We start from the raw sequence: 17,685 nt of genomic DNA, 5'->3' as shown, positions 1-17,685 counted from the left end.
ATGCCGGCCATTCGCACCGGCATTGGAGTTGCAGCATGGAACTGAAAGACCACGTCCTCATCGTCACCGGCGGCGCCAGCGGCATCGGCCGTGAGGCCTGCCTGGCGCTGGCCGCCAAGGGCGCCGACCTGGTGGTGGCCGACTTCAACCTGGCCGGGGCCGAGCAGGTCGCGGCCGAAGTCCAGGCGCTGGGCCGTCGCGCCAAGGCGTTCAAGGTCGACGTTTCCAAGGCCGCGGAGGTCAAGGCGATGGTCGACTTCGCCGTGGACCAGCTCGGCACGCTCAACGGCATTTTCAACAACGCCGGCATCTCCAAGGTGCAGTCGCTGCTGGAGATGGACCCGGCGTCCTACCACCGTGTCATCGACGTGGACCAGCACAGCGTCTACTACGGCCTGCATTACGGCGCGCGCAAGATGGTGGAACTCGGTGCGAAGGGCACCTTTGTCAACACCGCCTCGATCTTCGGCTACGTCGCCGCGCGCGGCAGCTTCAACTACAACGCCGCCAAGTCGGCGGTGGTGGCGATGACGCGCACCGGCGCGCTGGAACTGGCCGAGCACGGCATCCGCGTGGTCGCCGTGGCGCCGGGCTTCATCGATACGCCGATGATGGGCGAAGACCCCAGCATCAAGCCGCCGCTGGCCGCCCAGCACATGCACAACACGCTGATCCAGCCGGAGAAGGTCGCCAGCGTGGTCGCCTTCCTGTTTACCGATGCGGCGCAGGCGGTGAACGGCTCCACCGTGCCGGTGGACGACGGCTTCCTCGCCTTCAAAGTCTGAGCGGGCGCGGCGCGCAACGCGCCGCCGTCCTTAGATCCGCGGCCCGCGCGCGTGGTGTCGCGGTCCGCGGTGCGTCAAGGGGTTCACATCGCAGGCCAATGCTGCGACCCTGAAAAGGCAGCACGCATCAGGCGCGTTGCATCAGGCATCCGCTTCCGGATGCCGCGCACGCCACGCCGCCAGCAGCACGCGGTAGCGCGCGCACTCTTCGGCATACAGGTCGAACACGCACGGGTCGCAGCCACTGTCGCAGCAGTCGCTGGGCAACGGGGCTTCCGGTGCGATGGGGCGGGGATCGTCTTCGGACATGGCGTGATTATCGGCGGCGCACTGCGTGGAGGCCAATCGCCATGCCCGCGCGATGCCTGTTCTCCACGCGTGTCGCGCATCGCGCGACGCTGGATCACCAAGAGAAGGAGACAAGATGAATTGGCTGAGTGGATACCAGGTGCTGGGCAACAGCGTGCAGGCCTGGCTGACCGCCACCGGGATCACGCTGGCGGCGCTGTGCGCGTTCGCCATCGCGCGGCGCGTGGTGGTGGGGCGACTGGGCGCGATCGCCAAGCAGGGCACCACGATCGACCGGGTTTTCGAATCGCTGGCATACGCACTGCGTGGCACGCGGCTGTGGTTGCTGCTGTTCCCGGCGCTGCATTTCGGCCTGCAGGCCCTGCACCTGCCCGAGCGCGCCTACGGCATCGCCGGCAAGGCCGCGGCGGTGGCGCTGTTCCTGCAGATCGGCGTGTGGGGCAGCCGCCAGATCCGCTTCTGGATCGACAACTCCAAGGCGCGCGCGGCCGAAGACACCAACCTGGGCGCGACCACCAGCCTGGGCGCGGTCAAGTTCGTCGGTCTCACGGTGCTGTGGGCGGTGGTGCTGCTGGTGGTCCTGCAGAACCTGGGCGTGGACATCACCGCGTTGATTGCCGGCCTGGGCGTGGGCGGCATCGCGGTGGCGCTGGCGGTGCAGAACGTGCTGGGCGATCTCTTCGCCTCGTTGTCGATCGTGATCGACAAACCCTTCGTGGTCGGCGATTTCGTCGTGGTGGGCGAATTCGCTGGCACCGTCGAGCATGTCGGGCTGAAGACCACGCGCCTGCGCAGCCTGTCGGGCGAGCAGTTGGTGTTCGCCAACAGCGACATGCTCGCCGCGCGGCTGCGCAACTACAAGCGGATGGACACGCGCCGGATCGTGTTCGAGTTCCGCGTGCCGCTGTCCACGCCGCATGACCAGTTGGCGTCGATCCCGGCGATGGTCCGGGAGATCCTGGACGGGATCGACAATGCGGTGTTTGATCGCGCGCACTTCCGCGGCTTCGGCGAGTCGGCGTTCGACTTCGAAGTGGTCTACATCATGCAGACGCCCGACTACACCGCCTACATGGACACCCAGCAGGCGATCAACCTGGAGCTGGTGCGCCGCTTCGGCGAGGCCGGCATCGCGTTCGCCTTCCCGGTGCGCACGCTGGAGTTCCCGCGCGCGCTCAACCTGCGACAGCTTGCGCCCGTGGACGCGGGCGAACGCCGCGCCGCGGCCGGCTGAAACGGCGCCATCAGGCCGTGTCGGCCTGGTCCGGGTGGCGCTTGTGCCACTTGCGCAGCTTGCGCCGATACCGCTCCACGGCCTCGGCGTGCAGGTCGTAGACGCACGGATCGCAACCGCTATCGCAGCATTCGCTGGGCGCGGGTGGTTCCGGCGGCGTGGGGCGCGGGTCATCGTCGTGCTTGGCCATGTGGACATCGTCGGCGATGGCGGCGTGGCAGCCCGCGAAGACGCGTTGGTGGGATCGCCGCCACGCGGGGACGGCGCCGGCGCGCGCGGGCTGGCACAATGCGCGCCCGGCCAGGCCGGCCCGCGCTGAATGTGGGTCCGGCCATCCGTGCACGCGCCCCGGCGCGGCAGATCTCACCCGCAGGTTGCCCATGTCATTGCTTACCTCCGAACTGGCGCAGTGGCGCCGCAAACCCGTGCGCGAGCTGCTCGCCGGCGCGGTCGCCACCTTTGCGCTGATCCCCGAGGTCATCGCGTTCTCGTTCGTCGCCGGGGTCGATCCGCAGGTGGGGCTGTATGCCTCGTTCGTGATCTCGATCGTGATCGCCTTCGCCGGTGGGCGCCCGGCGATGATTTCGGCCGCGGCCGGCTCGGTGGCGCTGGTGGCCGCGCCGCTGGTGGCCACGCACGGGCTGAACTACCTGCTCGCGGCGGGCGTGCTGGCCGGGCTGATCCAGATCGTGTTCGGCCTGCTGCGGCTGGGGGTGCTGATGCGCTTTGTCAGTTCGTCGGTGCGGACTGGCTTCGTCAACGCGCTGGCGATCCTGATCTTCAGCGCGCAGCTGCCGCAGCTGGCCGGCGCCACGCCCGCGACCTGGGTGATGCTGGCGCTGGGTTTGGCGATCATCTACGGCCTGCCGCGCGTGCCGCTGCCGGGCCTGCAGGCGATCCCCTCGCCGTTGATCTGCATCGTCGCGCTGACCCTGCTGACGGCGTGGCTGGGCCTGCCGCTGAAGACCGTGGCCGACTTGGGCCAGCTGCCGTCCAGCCTGCCGGGCTGGCACGGGATCGTGGTGCCGCTGGACATGGACACCCTGCGCATCATCGCCGGACCGGCGATCGCCATCGCGATGGTCGGCCTGCTCGAATCGATGATGACCGCGCGCGTGGTCGATGAACTCACCGACAGTCCCAGCAGCAAGAGCCGCGAATGCGCGGGCCTGGGCCTGGCCAACATCGGCGCCAGCCTGTTCGGCGGCATCGCCGGCTGCGGCATGATCGGCCAGACCGTGGGCAACGTGAAATACGGCGGGCGCGGGCGGTTGTCGACGCTGTTCGCCGGCGTGTTCCTGCTGGTGCTGATGGTGCTGCTCAAGCCGTGGGTGTCGCAGGTGCCGGTGGTGGCGCTGGTGGCGATCATGGTGATGGTCTCGGCCTCGACCTTCGACTGGGGCTCGCTGCGCAAGCTGGTGACCCATCCGCGCCTGTCCACCCTGGTGATGATCGCCACGGTCGTGGCCACCCTGGTCTCGCACGACCTGTCGATCGGCGTGGGCCTGGGCGTGCTGCTGAGCGCGCTGTTCTTCGCCTGGAAGGCCGCGGCCGCGCTGCACGTCGCGCATGTGCCAAAACCCGGTGTCGACGGCGCAGTGCTGCATGTCTATCGGGTGCGCGGGCAGGTGTTCTTCGCCTCGGCCGATGCCTTCGTCGACGCGTTCGATCCGCGCGAAGTCGAGGGCGCGCAGGTGAGGATCGATGTGTCTTCGGCGCGGTTCTGGGACATCACCGCGCTGGCTGCACTGGACAAGGTGCGTGAGCGTTTCGCCCACTACGGCTGCACGGTCAACGTGGTCGGCCTGCAGTCGCGCGAGCTGTTGAACGGCGGCCTGGAAGATCCTGTCGGCTGAGGCAAGCGGCCGCGTCGCGTGCGTTGGTGCAAACGCGTCCACGCCGGCACGGGCGTGGCGGGGCCGCGGCCTAGAATTTTCCGGTCGGCCGCATCCGCGGCCCCGCCGTCCGGAGAATCCCCATGAAGTTGCGCCCCTTCCTCGCCGTGGCGAGCCTGGCCCTGTTGTGCAGCGCCGCCGCGCAGGCCGAGGTCTATCCGCAGGCCCAGCAGATCCCGATGCAGAAGCAGCTCGGCAAGGGCACCGTGCAGGCGCGCTACGCCTTCACCCGCGACAAGGCCACGCCGGACCAGGCCACGCGCGAGATCGGCTTCCTGACCCTACAGCCCGGTGATGCGGTCGGCGTGCACAAGCACGTCGACAACGAGGACGCCTACATCATCATTTCCGGCGAAGGCACCTTCACCGATACCGACGGCAAGACCTCGCCGGTCAAGGCCGGCGACATCACCATCGTGCGCAAGGGCCAGTCGCATGGCCTGGCCAATACCGGCACGGTGCCGCTGGTGTTCGTCGATGTGATCGCCCAGCAGTAAGCCGCTGGAGGCCGCGCGGCATCGGCTACGATGCGCCGATGTCGCCTGCCGCGTTCCGCCATGTGTTGCACGTCCTGCTCAAGGTGCTGCTCGGCGTGGGCGTGCTGGTGTTCGTGCTGTTGCTGGGGCGGGCGTTCCAGGCGCGCAGTCAACCCGCGCTCAAGCCCTGGCATACGCTGCAACTGCATGGCGAAGTGAGCGCCGAGCAGATCGGCCCGCGCTACACCTGGGCGCAGTACGAACAGGCCGAAGCGCGGCTGTTCGAAGAACTCAACACCACCCTGGCCGCGCATCCCACGCCCGGCCCGTACCGCTTTGAAGCGCAAAGCCAACTTGGCGCGCGTCCTGGCCAGCGCGACTGGAATCGTTCGTACGTCTCCACGCCGGCGCAGGTGCGCGGCGGCGTGCTGTTGCTGCATGGTCTGAGCGATTCGCCCTACAGCCTGCGCCACCTGGCCGCGCGTTACGAACGGGCCGGCTTCGTGGTGATTGCGCCGCGCCTGCCTGGTCACGGTACCTTGCCCAGCGGCCTGCTGGACGTGCGCTGGCAGGATTGGTCGGTGGTGGTCGATCTGGCTGCGCGCGAACTGCGCCAGCGCATCGGCGGTGACAAACCGCTCCACGTGGTCGGTTATTCCAACGGTGCGGCGCTGGCGCTGCAGTACGCACTGGACGCGGCTGCACGCGACGACGCGGCACGGCCACGCGTCGATCGCCTGGTGCTGCTCTCGCCGATGATCGGCGTCAGTCGCGGCGCCGCGCTGGCCGGCCTGCTGCCGGTGTTCGGCAAGCTGCCGTACTTCGCGCAGTCGCGTTGGCTGGATAACCTGCCCGAGTTCAATCCGTACAAGTACAACTCGTTTCCGTTCAACGCTGCCGCTCAATCGTATGAATTGACCACGCACGTACAGGCGCAGGTGCTGCAGCTCAAGGCGGCCGGTCGCCTGCAGCGACTGCCGCCGATCCTGGCGTTCCAGTCGGTGCTGGACAACACGGTCAACACCGATGCGGTGGTGCATGCCTTGTTCGATCACCTGCCGGCCAATGGCAGCGAGCTGGTGCTGTTTGACATCAACCGCGCCAACCTGCTGGCACCGCTGCTCACGCCGGCCGCGACCGGTGCGGCCGACACGCTGCGGGGCGATGGGCCGCGCGCATACACGCTCACGTTGGTCAGCAACCTGCGGCCCGACACATTGGATGTCGGTGCATCGACCACCGCGCCGGGCCAGCACCAGGCGGTGACGCATCCGCTGGGTCTGCAGTTTCCGTCCAGCGTCTATTCGCTATCGCACGTGGCCTTGCCGTTCCCGATGGACGATGCGCTGTACGGCCTGACGCCGCGCATGGACGAGGACTTCGGCATTCGCCTGGGCACGGCGACCCTGCACGGCGAGCGTGGCGCGCTGGTGGTCAAGGCCGAACAGCTGCAGCGGCTGAACTGCAATCCCTTCTATCCGTATCTCATCGCGCGCATCGCACAGACGCTGCCGCAGGAACACGCCGCCGTCACCGCCACGACCGCGCGCTGAACCTCACTGCCAAACCGGCATGCGAGGCGCCGGAACCGGCCCGTATTGACCTGCCATTAGCGCTTATTTCATGCCGATGCGATGGCGGCCCGGCCAGCATGGCCGTGCACGCCTTCTTCCTTCTGCCCATCGCACTGGAGTCTCCATGTCCGCTCTCCCCAATCCCCTCGATCCGGTCCGCTTGCACGTGGAGGACAGTGGTGGCACCGGTCGCCCGGTGGTGCTGATCCACGGCTGGCCGCTGTCCGCTGCAGCGTGGAGCGAACAGGTCGGCCCGTTGCGCGAGGCGGGCTATCGCGTGGTGGCCTATGACCGCCGCGGCTTCGGTCGCTCGGACAAGCCCACCAGCGGGTTCGACTATGACCACCTCGCCGATGACCTCGCTGGCGTGATCAACGATCTGGACCTGCGTGATGCCACGCTGGTGGGGTTCTCGATGGGTGGCGGCGAAGTCGCCCGTTACATCAGCCGACACGGCCAGGAACGCCTGCACAGCGTGGTCTTCGCGGCAGCCGTGCCGCCTTACATGATGCAGACCCCGGACAATCCCGACGGTCCGCTGACCAAATCCCAGGCGCAGGGCATGGAATCAGATCTCAAGGCGGATCGCCATGCGTTCTTCAAGGATTTCAGCAAGGGCTTCTTCACCGCCAATAGCGAGCTGAAGGTCAGCGACGCACAGTTGGAAGAGGCAGTTGCGCTGTGCGAGCAGTCTGACCAGGCTGCTGCGCTGGGCTGCATGGAAGCCTTCGGCACCACGGATTTCCGTGGCGACCTGACCAAGGTCACCGTGTCCACCTTGGTGCTGCATGGCGATGCTGATGGCGTCGTGCCGCTGGCCGGTTCCGGCGCACGCACGCACAAGGCCATCGCCGGCAGCGAGCTGAAGGTGGTCGCCGGCGCACCGCACGGTTTCAATGTCAGTCATGCCGAGGCGTTCAACGAAGCGTTGATTGCGTTCTTGAAGAAGTGATCCTGTATCGCGATCGTTGAGCCTGGAATGCAGGAAGACCGGCGCAAGCCGGTCTTTTTTTGCGCGCCGCCATCGCACGACGCGCTGTCCCGCGATGTCGGCTGGCATCGGTTACAGGGACTTGACCTGTCCTATCGTGTTGTCCTGCGGCACGGTGCGTAACGGGACAGCCTGCCCGATTGCGCAGGTTTCATCCATGCCACGATGCGCCGCCGCCGGCATCCCCCGCAGCCTTGCATCGCGATGCATCGCCCGCACGCGCGGCCCAACGCCAAGCACTTCCTGCACGCGATTCCGCCCCCGGGCTGGAAACAAGGAGACCCTGCATGAAACGCATCGCCTCATGGATCGTGGCCAGCGCCGCGCTGCTGTTCTCGATCCTTCCCTTCGCTGCTGCGCAAAGCGCCAGCGACTACACCCACGGCGTCACCGCCGCTAATGGCACCGGCACGCTCTGGTTCGCACCAGCCGGCAGCAGTACCTCGTGGGTGGATGCGCACTACAGCGTCACCGGTGGCGACCTGCAGAACCTGCGCATGCGCTACAACGCCGGCAACGGCCACTACGAAACCACGTTCGCGCCGGCCAGCAACGGCACGGCGGTCGATTACTTCTTTACCTACAACAAAGGCGAGGCCGCCTACGACAGCGCGCACTACAGCGCGGTGGTCGGCAGCGGCAGTGGCGGCACCGATCCGCCGGCCTCCGGCGGCGGCGACGGCAGCAGCTGGAGCGGCCAGACCACCTTCCACATCGTCAACCAGACCGGCGGCCGCTGGGCCGATGCCGACGTGTACTGGAGCATCATCGGCAAGGACTGGAATACCGGGCAGTTCGTGCACGTGGATGCCAACGGCAACCTGGTCCCGATGTCCACCGCCGACAACGGCGCCCTGACCAAGAACGGCGAGGGCTACACCAACTACTTCCACAACCTGGCCCAGCTGCGGGATGTCACGATCCCGCCACTGGATTCGGCGCGCATCCTGCTTTCGGTGGGCTCGCCGATGTACATCAAGGTCAACGTCGATGGCAACGGCAACATCGGCTATGCCGGTGCCAACATCGAGAACGCCTCGGATCCCAACATCGACGTCTACTTCGACTTCGGCGAGATGGCAATCCTGCCGCCGGGCAACGCGCAGCAGGGCATCTTCGTCAACACCACGCGCGTGGACCACTTCGGCTTCCCGCTCAAGCTGCGCGTGCAGGGCCTTGACGGCTTCGACCAGAGCGTGGGCGAGACCTTGAACGAATCGCGCGATGCGATCTTCTCGGCGTTCCAGGCCACGGTGCCTGCACAGTTCACCGGCCTGGCACAGGCGCCTTACGCGCCGTATCGGATCGTGGCGCCCTCGCATGCGAGCTTCATCGCCGGCCAGGCCAACGGCAATTACCTGCAGGGCTACATCGACGCGATCTGGGCGCGCTATCGCAATGAGGACCTGGTGTTCACGCTGGACAACCTGGGCACGTTCCGCGGCCGCGTCAACGGCAACACCTTCGTGTTCACCGGCGGCAACGCGAACGGCACCTACTACATCAACGGCGTGCCGAGCACTTCGGAAGTCTTCCTGGGCAACGGTTTGTTCAACGATCCCACTGGCGCCAGCGACGTGGGCGTGCAGCTGCAGATCCAGGCGCAGATTTCGGCGGCGATCAATCGCCATGTGCTGGAAACCCCATCGCAGTGGTACGACCAGCCATCGCATTATCCGGCGGGTCAGGCGGCCAACTGGTATGCGAAGTTCTGGCACGACCACAACATCGATGCGCTGTCCTATGGTTTCTCGTATGACGATGTCGGCGACTTCAGTCCGTCGATCCACACCAACGCGCCGACGGATGTGACCTTCACCATCGGCTGGTAAGGCCATCGGTGACCGCTGACGTACCGGTCATGCGGACTTGTGCAAGCGTGGGTTTCCAGGAGGAAGTCCACGCTTTTTTTGTGCGCGTGGCGCGCCGCACAATGACCGCACGGGCGATCTGGTCAATGATCGGACTGCCTCGCTCGATGCGCGCTGCGTGATACGCAGCGCATCACGCGCAACCGCAATGCGCAGCGAGGCTGGCTTTGGAAAGCCACAGGGGGCAGGCCATCGGGCCGCATCGGCGTGTGCCGTCGCGGCAGGACCCAATGAAGAAGGAGAGCTTCATGACTGCATCCACGCGCCACGTGCACCTGTCCCTGGCCATCGCCGCCGCCCTCGCATCGCCGCTTGTGTATGCACAGGAATCGCCTGCCCAGACGCCATCGTCCTCCTCGCAGGAGGCCACCAATCTGGACACGGTCGTGGTCAGCGGCACGGCCCAGTTCAAGGGGCTGCGCAAGCGCGATACCAGCTTCTCCATCACCACCGCCACCGCCGAGCAGATGCGCGAGGCGGTGCCGCAGAGCACCGCGGACCTGTTGAAGGTCACGCCAGGCGTGTGGGCCGAGCCCAGCGGCGGTGGCACCGGCGCCAACATCTTCGTGCGCGGCATGCCCTCGGAAGGCGATGCACCGTTCGTGACCATGCAGCTGGATGGCTCGCCGCTGTATCCACCGCCGACGCTGTCGTTCCTGGAGAACTCCACGCTGTTCCGCATCGACGACACCATCGAGCGCATGGAAGTGCTGCGTGGTGGCTCCAGCCCGATCTTCTCCAACGGCCAGGCCGGCATCACCGTCAATTTCATCCAGAAAACCGGCCAGGACACGCCCGAGGGCAGCGTGCGCCTGACCACGGGCAGCGACAACCTGCAGCGCGTGGATGTCTATGCCGGCGGGCCGCTGGGCAATGGCTGGTACGGCAGCGTCGGCGGCTTCTTCCGCAAGACCGATGGCGTGCGCGATCCGCAATTCGATGCCGACAAGGGCGGGCAGTTCAGCGCGACGCTGGCCAAGCGCTGGGACAGCGGCTCGATGACCTTCTACGCGCGCCATCTGGACGACAACAACGCGTTCTACACCGCGATCCCGCTGCTGTCGCGCAACGACGGGCGTGACCTGTCCAGCTTCCCGGGCCTGGACGCGCAGACCGGCACGCTGATGAGCCGCGAACTGCGCCACGTCACGCTGCCGATCGGCCCCAACGGCCAGACCATCACCCGCGACTTGGCCGATGGGCGCGGCGTCAACATCGACCTGTTCGGCGGCGCGCTGGACTGGCAGGTAGGCGACTGGACGATCGCTGACCGCTTCAACGTGATGGGCGGCGAGGCGCCGACCAATGCGCTGTTCACCGGCAATGCGCCGACCACGTTGGCCGACTTCATTGCCGGCAAAGGTGGCACCGGCGTAGGCACCTATACCAACGGCGGCGGCGTGGTCGATCCGAACCAGCAGGTGCTGGAAGCCGGCTGGTGGGTGGTGGACAAGCACCTGTCCTCGTTCACCAACGACCTGCGCCTGAGCCGCGAACTGTTCAGCGGCAACACGCTGACCTTCGGCATCTACTACGCGAAGTATTCCTCGCGCGACCAGTGGTTCCTCGGCAACAACATGCTGATGACGGCAGAGAACAACGCGCGACTGGTCGACGTGACCCTGGACGATGGCCGCCAGGTCACGCTGAATGGCCAGTCCGGCACCTCGACCTTCGCCCTGCGCGAGGATTTCGAAGGCGAGAACATTGCCGCCTTCGTCGCCGACGAATGGCAACTTAACGAGCGCCTGCGCCTGGACCTGGGCGCGCGCTACGAGCAGCAGCAGGTCACCGGCGATGTGCACGACACGGCCACGATCGACCTGGATGGCAATCCAGACACGCTTTACGACAACGCCACGTCCATCTCGCTGCCCGAGATGACCCACTATGACCAGACCGACCGGAAGTTCTCTTGGACGGTGGGCATGAACCTGAAGCTCAACGAGCAGTTCAGCCTGTTCGGGCGCGCCAACTCGGGCTTGAAGTTTCCCGGCTTCGACAACCTGCGCGACGGCAACAACAAGGTGCAGGAAGTGGATCAGTACGAGCTGGGCCTGAAGTCCGGCAGCCAGTTCTACGACCTGTACCTGACCGCGTTCTACAACAAGTTCAAGAATTCGCCGTTCCAGGCCTTCCTGGCCAATGGCGATAATTTCACCACGGTCGGCGATTCGCGTGCCTATGGTGTGGAAGTGGAAGGCGCGATCCGGCCGTTCGGCGGCTTCGAGCTGGCCGGCACCGGCGTATGGCTGGACGGCAAGTACAAGAACTACCAGGAATTCACCGGCAACCAGGTCATGCGCCAGCCCAAGAAGCAGTTCCGCCTCACGCCGAGCTATTACTGGATGCTGCCGTTCGGTGACCTCAAGCTGTTTGCCACCTACTCGTACGTGGGCGATCGCTTCGCCGATCTGGCCAATGCGCAGAAACTGCCGTCGTACGACATGGTCGATCTTGGTGCGAGCCTGCACGTGGGCGACCACTGGGAAGTCACCGCCAGCGGCAGCAACGTCACCAACACGCTGGGCCTGACCGAAGGCAACGTGCGCGTGCCGGGCGGGGCGACTAACGGCGTATTCATGGGTCGGCCCATCGCCGGGCGCCAGTACCAGATGTCGCTGGCCTATCGCTGGTGATCTGGCGCCACGCGTGGCCCGGCCATCACAACCGGGCCACGCGTGCCGACGTACATCTTCCCCATCCGGTCACTGCCGTGCGAGTCGCATGAAGCCATCCCAGTCGCGTTGTTCGTTCTCGATCCTGAGCCTGACGTTGTCCGGCCTGCTGGCTTCTTGTGCCAGTGCGCCGCGCGAGGCTGCGTTGGCCGTTGCAGTGCCCGGCGCTGTCGCATCGCCCTCAACCGCTGCGCCCGCGACGCCTGACCAGCTGTATCCGCAGTTGTTCGATGCGGTGCAGACCGCACAGGTGTTCGAAGACCAGAAGCATTTCGTCGACATGACCGCGCGCCGCGATCCAGCCCGCATCGAAGCCGACTACCTGGCCCAGCGCGCCGCGCCGGGCTTCGACCTGAAGCGCTTCGTTGCCGACAATTTCGCCGAGGATCCACCGATCCAGGTGCCGGCGATCCGCCAGGACACCACGCTGCGCGCGCATATCGACGGGCTATGGCCGGTGCTGACGCGCCGCTTCACCGACGTGCCGCCGCACAGCAGTGCGTTGTCACTGCCCGAGCCGACGGTGGTGCCGGGCGGGCGTTTCCGCGAGGTGTACTACTGGGATTCGTACTTCACGATGCTGGGGTTGGCTGAGAGCGGGCATGACGATCTGGCGCGGCAGATGCTGGATAACTTCGCCTACCAGATCGACACCTACGGCCACATCCCCAACGGCACGCGCAGCTATTACCTGAGTCGTTCGCAGCCGCCGTTCTTCGCCTGGATGGTCAGCGACGAAGCCACGCGCCGTGGCGAGGCAGTCTATCGCCGCTACCTGCCGCAGTTGCAGGCCGAGTACGCGTACTGGATGCGCGGTGCCGAGGGCCTGAAGCCCGGCGCCGCATCGGCGCGCGTGGTGAAGCTGGCCGACGGCAGCGTGCTCAACCGCTACTGGGACGATCGCGACACGCCGCGCCAGGAGGCCTGGGCGCACGACCTCAAGACGGCAGCCGAGGCGCGCGACACGCGCCCGGCCGACGAGGTCTATCGCGACCTGCGCGCGGCGGCCGAGTCGGGCTGGGATTTTTCCAGCCGCTGGCTGGACGATCCGCAGAAGCTCTCCAGCATCCACACCACCCAGATCGTGCCGGTGGACCTCAACAGCCTGCTGTATCACCTGGAAACCACGCTGGCCGCGGCCTGCAAGACCGCGCCGGCCGACTGCACGATCGATTACGCCGGCAAGGCCACGCAGCGCAAGGCCGCGATCGAGCGTTATCTCTGGAATCCGGCCGGCTATTACGCTGATTACGATCTGCGCACGCAGGCGCCGCGCAAGCAGGTGACCGCGGCCACGGCCTTCCCGCTGTTCGCCGGCATCGCTTCGCCCGCACGTGCGACACAAACTGCCAAGGCCATCGAGGCGCAGCTGCTGCGGCCAGGCGGCCTGGCGACCACGGCGGTCCACAGTGGCCAGCAATGGGACGCGCCCAACGGCTGGGCGCCGTTGCAGTGGGTCGCGGTCGCCGGCCTGCGTCGCCACGGGCAGGCCGCGTTGGCCGAGAACATTGGACGCCGTTTCCTGTCGCGCGTGCAGGCGGTGTTCGATCGTGAGCACAAGCTCACCGAGAAGTACGACGTCGATGCCACCGGCACGGCCAGTGGCGGCGGTGGCGAGTATCCCAACCAGGATGGCTTTGGCTGGACCAACGGCGTCACCTTGCGGCTGCTGGATCTGTATGCCGCGCCCGCGCCGCCGCGCCAGCCCTAAGCGCCGCGCGCCTGCTGTAAAACCCGCAGCGCAGTTGCCAGGCAGATCGCGGCACGCCGCATACTGTGCCGCTGTGGCCTGCACGCGTCGTGCGGGCTGGCGCCGGTTCGGGAATCGAGATGCTCAAGGGTGTGCTGCTCGGCTTTGCGTGTTACGCGGCCTATTCCATCAGCGATGCGTTTGTGAAACTGCTGGAAGGCACGCTGCCGTCCTATGAGCTGGTGTTCTTCGGCGCGCTGCTGATGCTGACCGCGATCCCGTTCCTGAAGAAGCCCGACGACCGCTGGCGCGACGTGGTGATCGCCAGGAAGCCGACCGTGTGGCTGCTGCGCGCGTTCTGCGGCGCCACCGGCAACCTGACCTCGGTGATTGCCTTCACCCACCTGTCGATGGCCGAGGCGTTCGCGCTGATCTTCCTGATGCCGATCTTCGTCACCGTGCTGTCGGTGATGCTGCTGCGCGAGGAAGTGCACTGGCGTCGCTGGACGGCGGTGGTGGTGGGCTTCATCGGCGTGCTGGTGGTGCTGCGGCCGGGCTTCCGCACGCTGAGCGAAGGCCACGTGGCTGCGATCATCTGCGGCCTGACCGGCGCGGTCTCGGTAATCAGCCTGCGCATGGCCGGCCCGGACGAAAAGCGCATCACGCTCTACGGCGCCGGCGTGATCGGCCCGCTGGTGATGGGCGGCATCCTGATGCTGCCGTACTTCGTCTGGCCCAGCGCGTGGCAGTGGCTGATGATCGCCGGCTACGGCCTGTTGGCCGGGCTGGCCGCGATCCTGATGATGTATTCCACGCGGCTGGCGCCGGTGAGCGCGGTGGCGCCCACCCAGTACAGCCAGATGCTGTGGGCGATCGGCTTCGGCGCCTGGCTGTTCCACAGCAAGCTGGACTGGATCACCGGCGTGGGCATCGCCCTGATCCTCGGCTCGGGCCTGGTCACTTTCATCCGCTGGGGCCAGGTCACCAGCTGGCGGCGCAAGACGCGGATCGTCTGATCCGCGCCTGGCGCATCTGCATTACTTGGCGACGACGCTGGTGCCGTTGGGCACCACGTAACAGGCCGCAGCCTTGGTGCACGCTTCGGCATTGATCTCTGCGATCTGGCGGGCAAGGTATTGCTCGGGCGAGAGATTCATCGCGTTGCGGTAGGCGTTATCGGCATCGGCCATCGCCTTCTGTTCCTTGGCGCGCTGCAGCTCGGCGTTGGTGGCCTCGATCAGTGTCTTAACTCGCTGCTGTTGGGCGGCGGTGAGGTTCATCTGCTGCAGTACGTCCGGATTGGGCTTGGCCCGACCCAGGGTGATGTTCATGATCTCCACGTCCAGGCCCTGGTCCTTGACCACCTTGCGGATGGCGTCGGTGACCGCGTCATCGATGCGCTGCGCGGTGGCCACGTCGCTCATCATGCTGGTCATGTCGAAGCGCTTGACCTGGTCGCGCACGATCGCCGCGTACTGGCTGCGGATGTTGTTCTTGAACCAGTCCGGGCCGAACTTACGCAGCAGCTTGGGTGCATTGGTCACCCGGTATTGGATGGTGGTTTCGAAGTCCAGCAGGATGTTGTCCGACGAGGAAAAGTCATCGAAGGACACCGACAGAACCTGCGGGCTGACATCGACCACGATCGCATCGGTGGTCAGCCACGTGTAGGCCAGGCCTGGCTTGATCGTCTCATCACGGATGCCGCCATCGCCGAATACGCGCGGCCGGTCGATCAGCACAGCCTCCTGGCCCGGATCGACCTTGACCACGGTGCAGCCGGTTACGCTTGCCGTGGCGGCCAGTGCAAGAAAAATTCGCTTCATGTTGTCCCCGATGTTCGTCCCTGTGTCCGGCGCGCGCGTTGCGGGCCCGGATCGCCGCCGATCATACGGACTGTGCTGGCCGATGGAAGACGCGGCGTTGTCCTACAGGCCCGCGCGCCGTATGCCGATGGCCGCGCTGTGCGGAAGGCGCGATGCTGGTGACCGGAATGGAATCCGAAGGAGCAAGGCAATGCGTGGACTGGCAGGGTTGCTGTTGGCGATGTGCCTGATGGGTCCGGTTGCGATCGTGCACGCCGCCGAACCCCCACGCCTGATGCTGGCCACCCGTTATCACGGGCAAGTGGCGGTGGCCGATTACCTGGTCAGCGAGAAGCTCGATGGCGTGCGCGGGCGCTGGGATGGGCAGGCGCTGTGGACGCGGGGTGGGGCGCGGATCGCGGCGCCGGCCTGGTTCACTCGCGGCTGGCCGAAGGCGCCGCTGGATGGCGAGCTGTGGATCGCGCGCGGGCAGTTCGATGCGGCCAGCGGGCTGATCCGCGCGGGGAATCCGGCCGATCCCGCGTGGCGCACGCTGCATTTCATGTTGTTCGATCTGCCGGGCGATGCGGGGCCATTCGAGGCGCGCGTGGCCAAGCTGCAGGCCTTGGTCAAGACGAGCGGCAACGATCAGCTGCGCGTGGTGCCGCAGCGGCGCTTCGCCGACAAGCCTGCGCTGGATGCCGAACTGGCCCGCGTCGTCAGCGCCGGCGGCGAAGGGCTGATGCTGCAGCGACGCGATGCGCGTTATGCGGTGGGGCGCAGCGATACGCTGCTCAAGTACAAGCCGTATGAGGATGCCGAAGCGCGCGTGGTCGGCCACGCGCCGGGCAAGGGCAAGTACGTCGGCATGCTGGGCGCGCTGCTGGTGCAATTGCCGGATGGGCGCCAGTTCCGCATCGGCGGCGGCTTCACCGATGCGCAGCGCGCCGCGCCGCCGCCGGTGGGTGCGTGGGTGACGTATCGCTACAACGGGATGACGTCGAAGGGTTTGCCGCGGTTCGCCCGCTTCCTGCATGTGCGCGATGAACTGCCGCCGCCCGATCCGCGACGCTGACGGGTGTCGCGCCTTAACCAATGTTTTGCATCGGCTCGCGCAGACTCGCTCCTTCGACTTGGGAGGGGGAGAATGCGATGCGTGGTGCAGTGATGGCGGCCGTGGTGGCTGCCGGTGTGTGTGGATGCAAGCCAGCAGATGCGCCGCAGGCGACGGCCCTGCACGATGGCACGGCCGCGACGCCGGCCACCAGCGCGCCGGCGGACACGCCGCATGTGGCGTCCAGCGAGTTCGGCAAGCTGCCCGATGGTCGCGCGGTGCAGAAATTTACCCTAGACAACGGCCACGGGCTGACCGCTTCGATCCTCACCTATGGCGGCATCATCCAGTCGCTCAACGTGCCCGACCGCAACGGTAAGCCCGATGACGTGGTGCTGGGCTACGACACGCTGGACGGCTATCTGAAGGACAGCGCGAGCGTCAACACCAACTTCGGCGCGTTGATCGGCCGCTATGGCAACCGCATCGCCAAGGGCAGGTTCACCCTCGACGGCAAGGCCTACCAGATCCCGCCCAACAACAACGGCAACGCGCTGCACGGTGGGCCGGAAGGCTTCGCGACGAAACTGTGGGAGGCCACGCCGGCCACCGACGGCACGCCGTCCGTGGCCCTGCACTACCGCTCGGTCGATGGCGAGATGGGCTTCCCCGGCAACCTCGATGTCACCGTGGTCTATACGCTGGAAGCCGATGGCCTGAAGCTGGACTACAAGGCCACCACCGACAAGCCGACGGTGCTCAACCTCACCAGCCACGCCTACTTCAACCTGGCCGGCGCCGGTGCCGAATCGGTGCTGGATCACATCGTGCAGATCAACGCGGCCCAATACACCGCAGCCGACGCGCAGCTGATCCCGACCGGCAAGCTGGCGTCGGTGGAAGGCACGCCGCTGGACTTCCGTAAGCCCACCGCCATCGGCGCACGCATCAAGGAAGACAACGCCGACCTCAAGCACGCCGAGCCCAAGCAGGGCGGCTACGACTTCAACTGGGTGTTGGACAGGGCCGGCGCGGATGCACCGGCGGCGGTGGTGGTGTCCGAGCCGACCACCGGCCGCGTCATGACCGTCACCACCACCGAGCCGGGCATGCAGATGTACACGTCGAACTTCATCGACCGCATTGACGGCGGCAAGGGCGGCAAGACCTACATGCACTGGAGCGCGCTGGCGCTGGAAGCCCAGCACTTCCCCGACAGCCCCAACCAGCCGGCGTTCCCCAGCACGCGCCTGGATCCGGGCCAGACCTATACGCAGACCACGGCGTACCGCTTCAGCGTCGCCAAGTAGGCGCCCAGAGTGC

The 17,685-nt window shown here is 66.6% G+C and carries 15 protein-coding genes; 12 read left to right on the top strand and 3 right to left on the bottom strand.

From position 1 onward, the window contains the following. Positions 1–35: 35 nt before the first annotated feature. Positions 36–785 carry an SDR family NAD(P)-dependent oxidoreductase gene (locus BMZ17_RS15325; RefSeq protein ID WP_093140200.1) on the top strand — a complete coding sequence of 250 codons (750 nt, stop codon included), beginning with the start codon at positions 36–38 and terminating at the stop codon, positions 783–785. Positions 786–926: 141 nt separating this feature from the next. On the opposite strand, the gene BMZ17_RS15320 is transcribed toward BMZ17_RS15325, so the two are convergent. After that, positions 927–1,094, bottom strand: coding sequence for an oxidoreductase-like domain-containing protein (locus BMZ17_RS15320; protein ID WP_093142175.1), 168 nt, complete (start codon positions 1,092–1,094; stop codon positions 927–929). Between the two features lie 115 nt (positions 1,095–1,209). Between BMZ17_RS15320 and BMZ17_RS15315 the strand changes: the two genes are divergently transcribed. Continuing rightward, on the top strand, positions 1,210–2,328 hold the full coding sequence (locus tag BMZ17_RS15315) for a mechanosensitive ion channel family protein (RefSeq protein ID WP_093140196.1): 1,119 nt from the start codon (positions 1,210–1,212) through the stop codon (positions 2,326–2,328). 10 nt (positions 2,329–2,338) lie between these two features. Here BMZ17_RS15315 and BMZ17_RS15310 read toward each other — a convergent pair whose 3' ends face one another. Then, positions 2,339–2,518 carry an oxidoreductase-like domain-containing protein gene (locus tag BMZ17_RS15310; RefSeq protein WP_093140192.1) on the bottom strand — a complete coding sequence of 60 codons (180 nt, stop codon included), beginning with the start codon at positions 2,516–2,518 and terminating at the stop codon, positions 2,339–2,341. A gap of 190 nt (positions 2,519–2,708) precedes the next feature. Here BMZ17_RS15310 and BMZ17_RS15305 point away from each other — a divergent pair, with 190 nt between their 5' ends. The 8 genes from BMZ17_RS15305 to BMZ17_RS15270 all read left to right on the top strand — a co-directional run bounded on the left by BMZ17_RS15305 (position 2,709) and on the right by BMZ17_RS15270 (position 14,519). Next, positions 2,709–4,184: a SulP family inorganic anion transporter gene (locus BMZ17_RS15305; protein WP_093140188.1), complete on the top strand. Its 1,476-nt coding sequence runs from the start codon at positions 2,709–2,711 to the stop codon at positions 4,182–4,184. Positions 4,185–4,306: 122 nt separating this feature from the next. Next, complete coding sequence (locus BMZ17_RS15300; RefSeq protein ID WP_175485630.1) at positions 4,307–4,720, top strand: cupin domain-containing protein; 414 nt, start codon at positions 4,307–4,309, stop codon at positions 4,718–4,720. Between the two features lie 38 nt (positions 4,721–4,758). Beyond that, complete coding sequence (locus BMZ17_RS15295) at positions 4,759–6,252, top strand: alpha/beta hydrolase (protein WP_093140183.1); 1,494 nt, start codon at positions 4,759–4,761, stop codon at positions 6,250–6,252. A 145-nt stretch (positions 6,253–6,397) separates the two neighbouring features. Next, a complete protein-coding gene (locus BMZ17_RS15290) occupies positions 6,398–7,225 on the top strand; it encodes an alpha/beta fold hydrolase (RefSeq protein ID WP_093140179.1) in 828 nt (275 codons plus the stop codon). A gap of 326 nt (positions 7,226–7,551) precedes the next feature. Further along, the gene (locus tag BMZ17_RS15285; protein WP_093140175.1) at positions 7,552–9,096 is read left to right on the top strand and encodes a glycoside hydrolase family 64 protein; all 1,545 of its coding nucleotides are present in this window, start codon (positions 7,552–7,554) and stop codon (positions 9,094–9,096) included. Between the two features lie 287 nt (positions 9,097–9,383). Further along, positions 9,384–11,774: a TonB-dependent receptor gene (locus tag BMZ17_RS15280; RefSeq protein WP_093142166.1), complete on the top strand. Its 2,391-nt coding sequence runs from the start codon at positions 9,384–9,386 to the stop codon at positions 11,772–11,774. 88 nt (positions 11,775–11,862) lie between these two features. Further along, positions 11,863–13,524, top strand: coding sequence for an alpha,alpha-trehalase TreA (gene treA, locus BMZ17_RS15275; RefSeq protein WP_093140171.1), 1,662 nt, complete (start codon positions 11,863–11,865; stop codon positions 13,522–13,524). 119 nt (positions 13,525–13,643) lie between these two features. Beyond that, positions 13,644–14,519 carry a DMT family transporter gene (locus tag BMZ17_RS15270; protein WP_093140167.1) on the top strand — a complete coding sequence of 292 codons (876 nt, stop codon included), beginning with the start codon at positions 13,644–13,646 and terminating at the stop codon, positions 14,517–14,519. Positions 14,520–14,540: 21 nt separating this feature from the next. On the opposite strand, the gene BMZ17_RS15265 is transcribed toward BMZ17_RS15270, so the two are convergent. Beyond that, positions 14,541–15,329: an SPFH domain-containing protein gene (locus tag BMZ17_RS15265; RefSeq protein WP_093140163.1), complete on the bottom strand. Its 789-nt coding sequence runs from the start codon at positions 15,327–15,329 to the stop codon at positions 14,541–14,543. A gap of 190 nt (positions 15,330–15,519) precedes the next feature. On the opposite strand from BMZ17_RS15265, the gene BMZ17_RS15260 reads away from it, so the two are divergent. Together BMZ17_RS15260 and BMZ17_RS15255 are read left to right on the top strand one after the other, a co-directional pair. Continuing rightward, the gene (locus BMZ17_RS15260) at positions 15,520–16,383 is read left to right on the top strand and encodes a DNA ligase (protein WP_175485629.1); all 864 of its coding nucleotides are present in this window, start codon (positions 15,520–15,522) and stop codon (positions 16,381–16,383) included. 77 nt (positions 16,384–16,460) lie between these two features. After that, positions 16,461–17,672: an aldose epimerase family protein gene (locus tag BMZ17_RS15255; RefSeq protein ID WP_093140156.1), complete on the top strand. Its 1,212-nt coding sequence runs from the start codon at positions 16,461–16,463 to the stop codon at positions 17,670–17,672. Positions 17,673–17,685: the final 13 nt, after the last annotated feature.

Origin of the sequence: Pseudoxanthomonas sp. GM95, from assembly GCF_900109775.1 — a bacterium.
In the GTDB taxonomy this organism is placed as follows: domain Bacteria; phylum Pseudomonadota; class Gammaproteobacteria; order Xanthomonadales; family Xanthomonadaceae; genus Pseudoxanthomonas_A.
This window is presented reverse-complemented; position numbering and strand designations above follow the sequence as displayed.

Excerpts from the sequence above, each read along its gene's own strand:
- BMZ17_RS15325 (WP_093140200.1), top strand. The coding sequence starts at position 36 with ATGGAACTGAAAGACCACGTCCTCATCGTCACCGGCGGCGCCAGCGGC.
- BMZ17_RS15320 (WP_093142175.1), bottom strand. The coding sequence starts at position 1,094 with ATGTCCGAAGACGATCCCCGCCCCATCGCACCGGAAGCCCCGTTGCCC.
- BMZ17_RS15315 (WP_093140196.1), top strand. The coding sequence starts at position 1,210 with ATGAATTGGCTGAGTGGATACCAGGTGCTGGGCAACAGCGTGCAGGCC.
- BMZ17_RS15310 (WP_093140192.1), bottom strand. The coding sequence starts at position 2,518 with ATGGCCAAGCACGACGATGACCCGCGCCCCACGCCGCCGGAACCACCC.
- BMZ17_RS15305 (WP_093140188.1), top strand. The coding sequence starts at position 2,709 with ATGTCATTGCTTACCTCCGAACTGGCGCAGTGGCGCCGCAAACCCGTG.
- BMZ17_RS15300 (WP_175485630.1), top strand. The coding sequence starts at position 4,307 with ATGAAGTTGCGCCCCTTCCTCGCCGTGGCGAGCCTGGCCCTGTTGTGC.
- BMZ17_RS15295 (WP_093140183.1), top strand. The coding sequence starts at position 4,759 with ATGTCGCCTGCCGCGTTCCGCCATGTGTTGCACGTCCTGCTCAAGGTG.
- BMZ17_RS15290 (WP_093140179.1), top strand. The coding sequence starts at position 6,398 with ATGTCCGCTCTCCCCAATCCCCTCGATCCGGTCCGCTTGCACGTGGAG.
- BMZ17_RS15285 (WP_093140175.1), top strand. The coding sequence starts at position 7,552 with ATGAAACGCATCGCCTCATGGATCGTGGCCAGCGCCGCGCTGCTGTTC.
- BMZ17_RS15280 (WP_093142166.1), top strand. The coding sequence starts at position 9,384 with ATGACTGCATCCACGCGCCACGTGCACCTGTCCCTGGCCATCGCCGCC.
- treA (WP_093140171.1), top strand. The coding sequence starts at position 11,863 with ATGAAGCCATCCCAGTCGCGTTGTTCGTTCTCGATCCTGAGCCTGACG.
- BMZ17_RS15270 (WP_093140167.1), top strand. The coding sequence starts at position 13,644 with ATGCTCAAGGGTGTGCTGCTCGGCTTTGCGTGTTACGCGGCCTATTCC.
- BMZ17_RS15265 (WP_093140163.1), bottom strand. The coding sequence starts at position 15,329 with ATGAAGCGAATTTTTCTTGCACTGGCCGCCACGGCAAGCGTAACCGGC.
- BMZ17_RS15260 (WP_175485629.1), top strand. The coding sequence starts at position 15,520 with ATGCGTGGACTGGCAGGGTTGCTGTTGGCGATGTGCCTGATGGGTCCG.
- BMZ17_RS15255 (WP_093140156.1), top strand. The coding sequence starts at position 16,461 with ATGCGTGGTGCAGTGATGGCGGCCGTGGTGGCTGCCGGTGTGTGTGGA.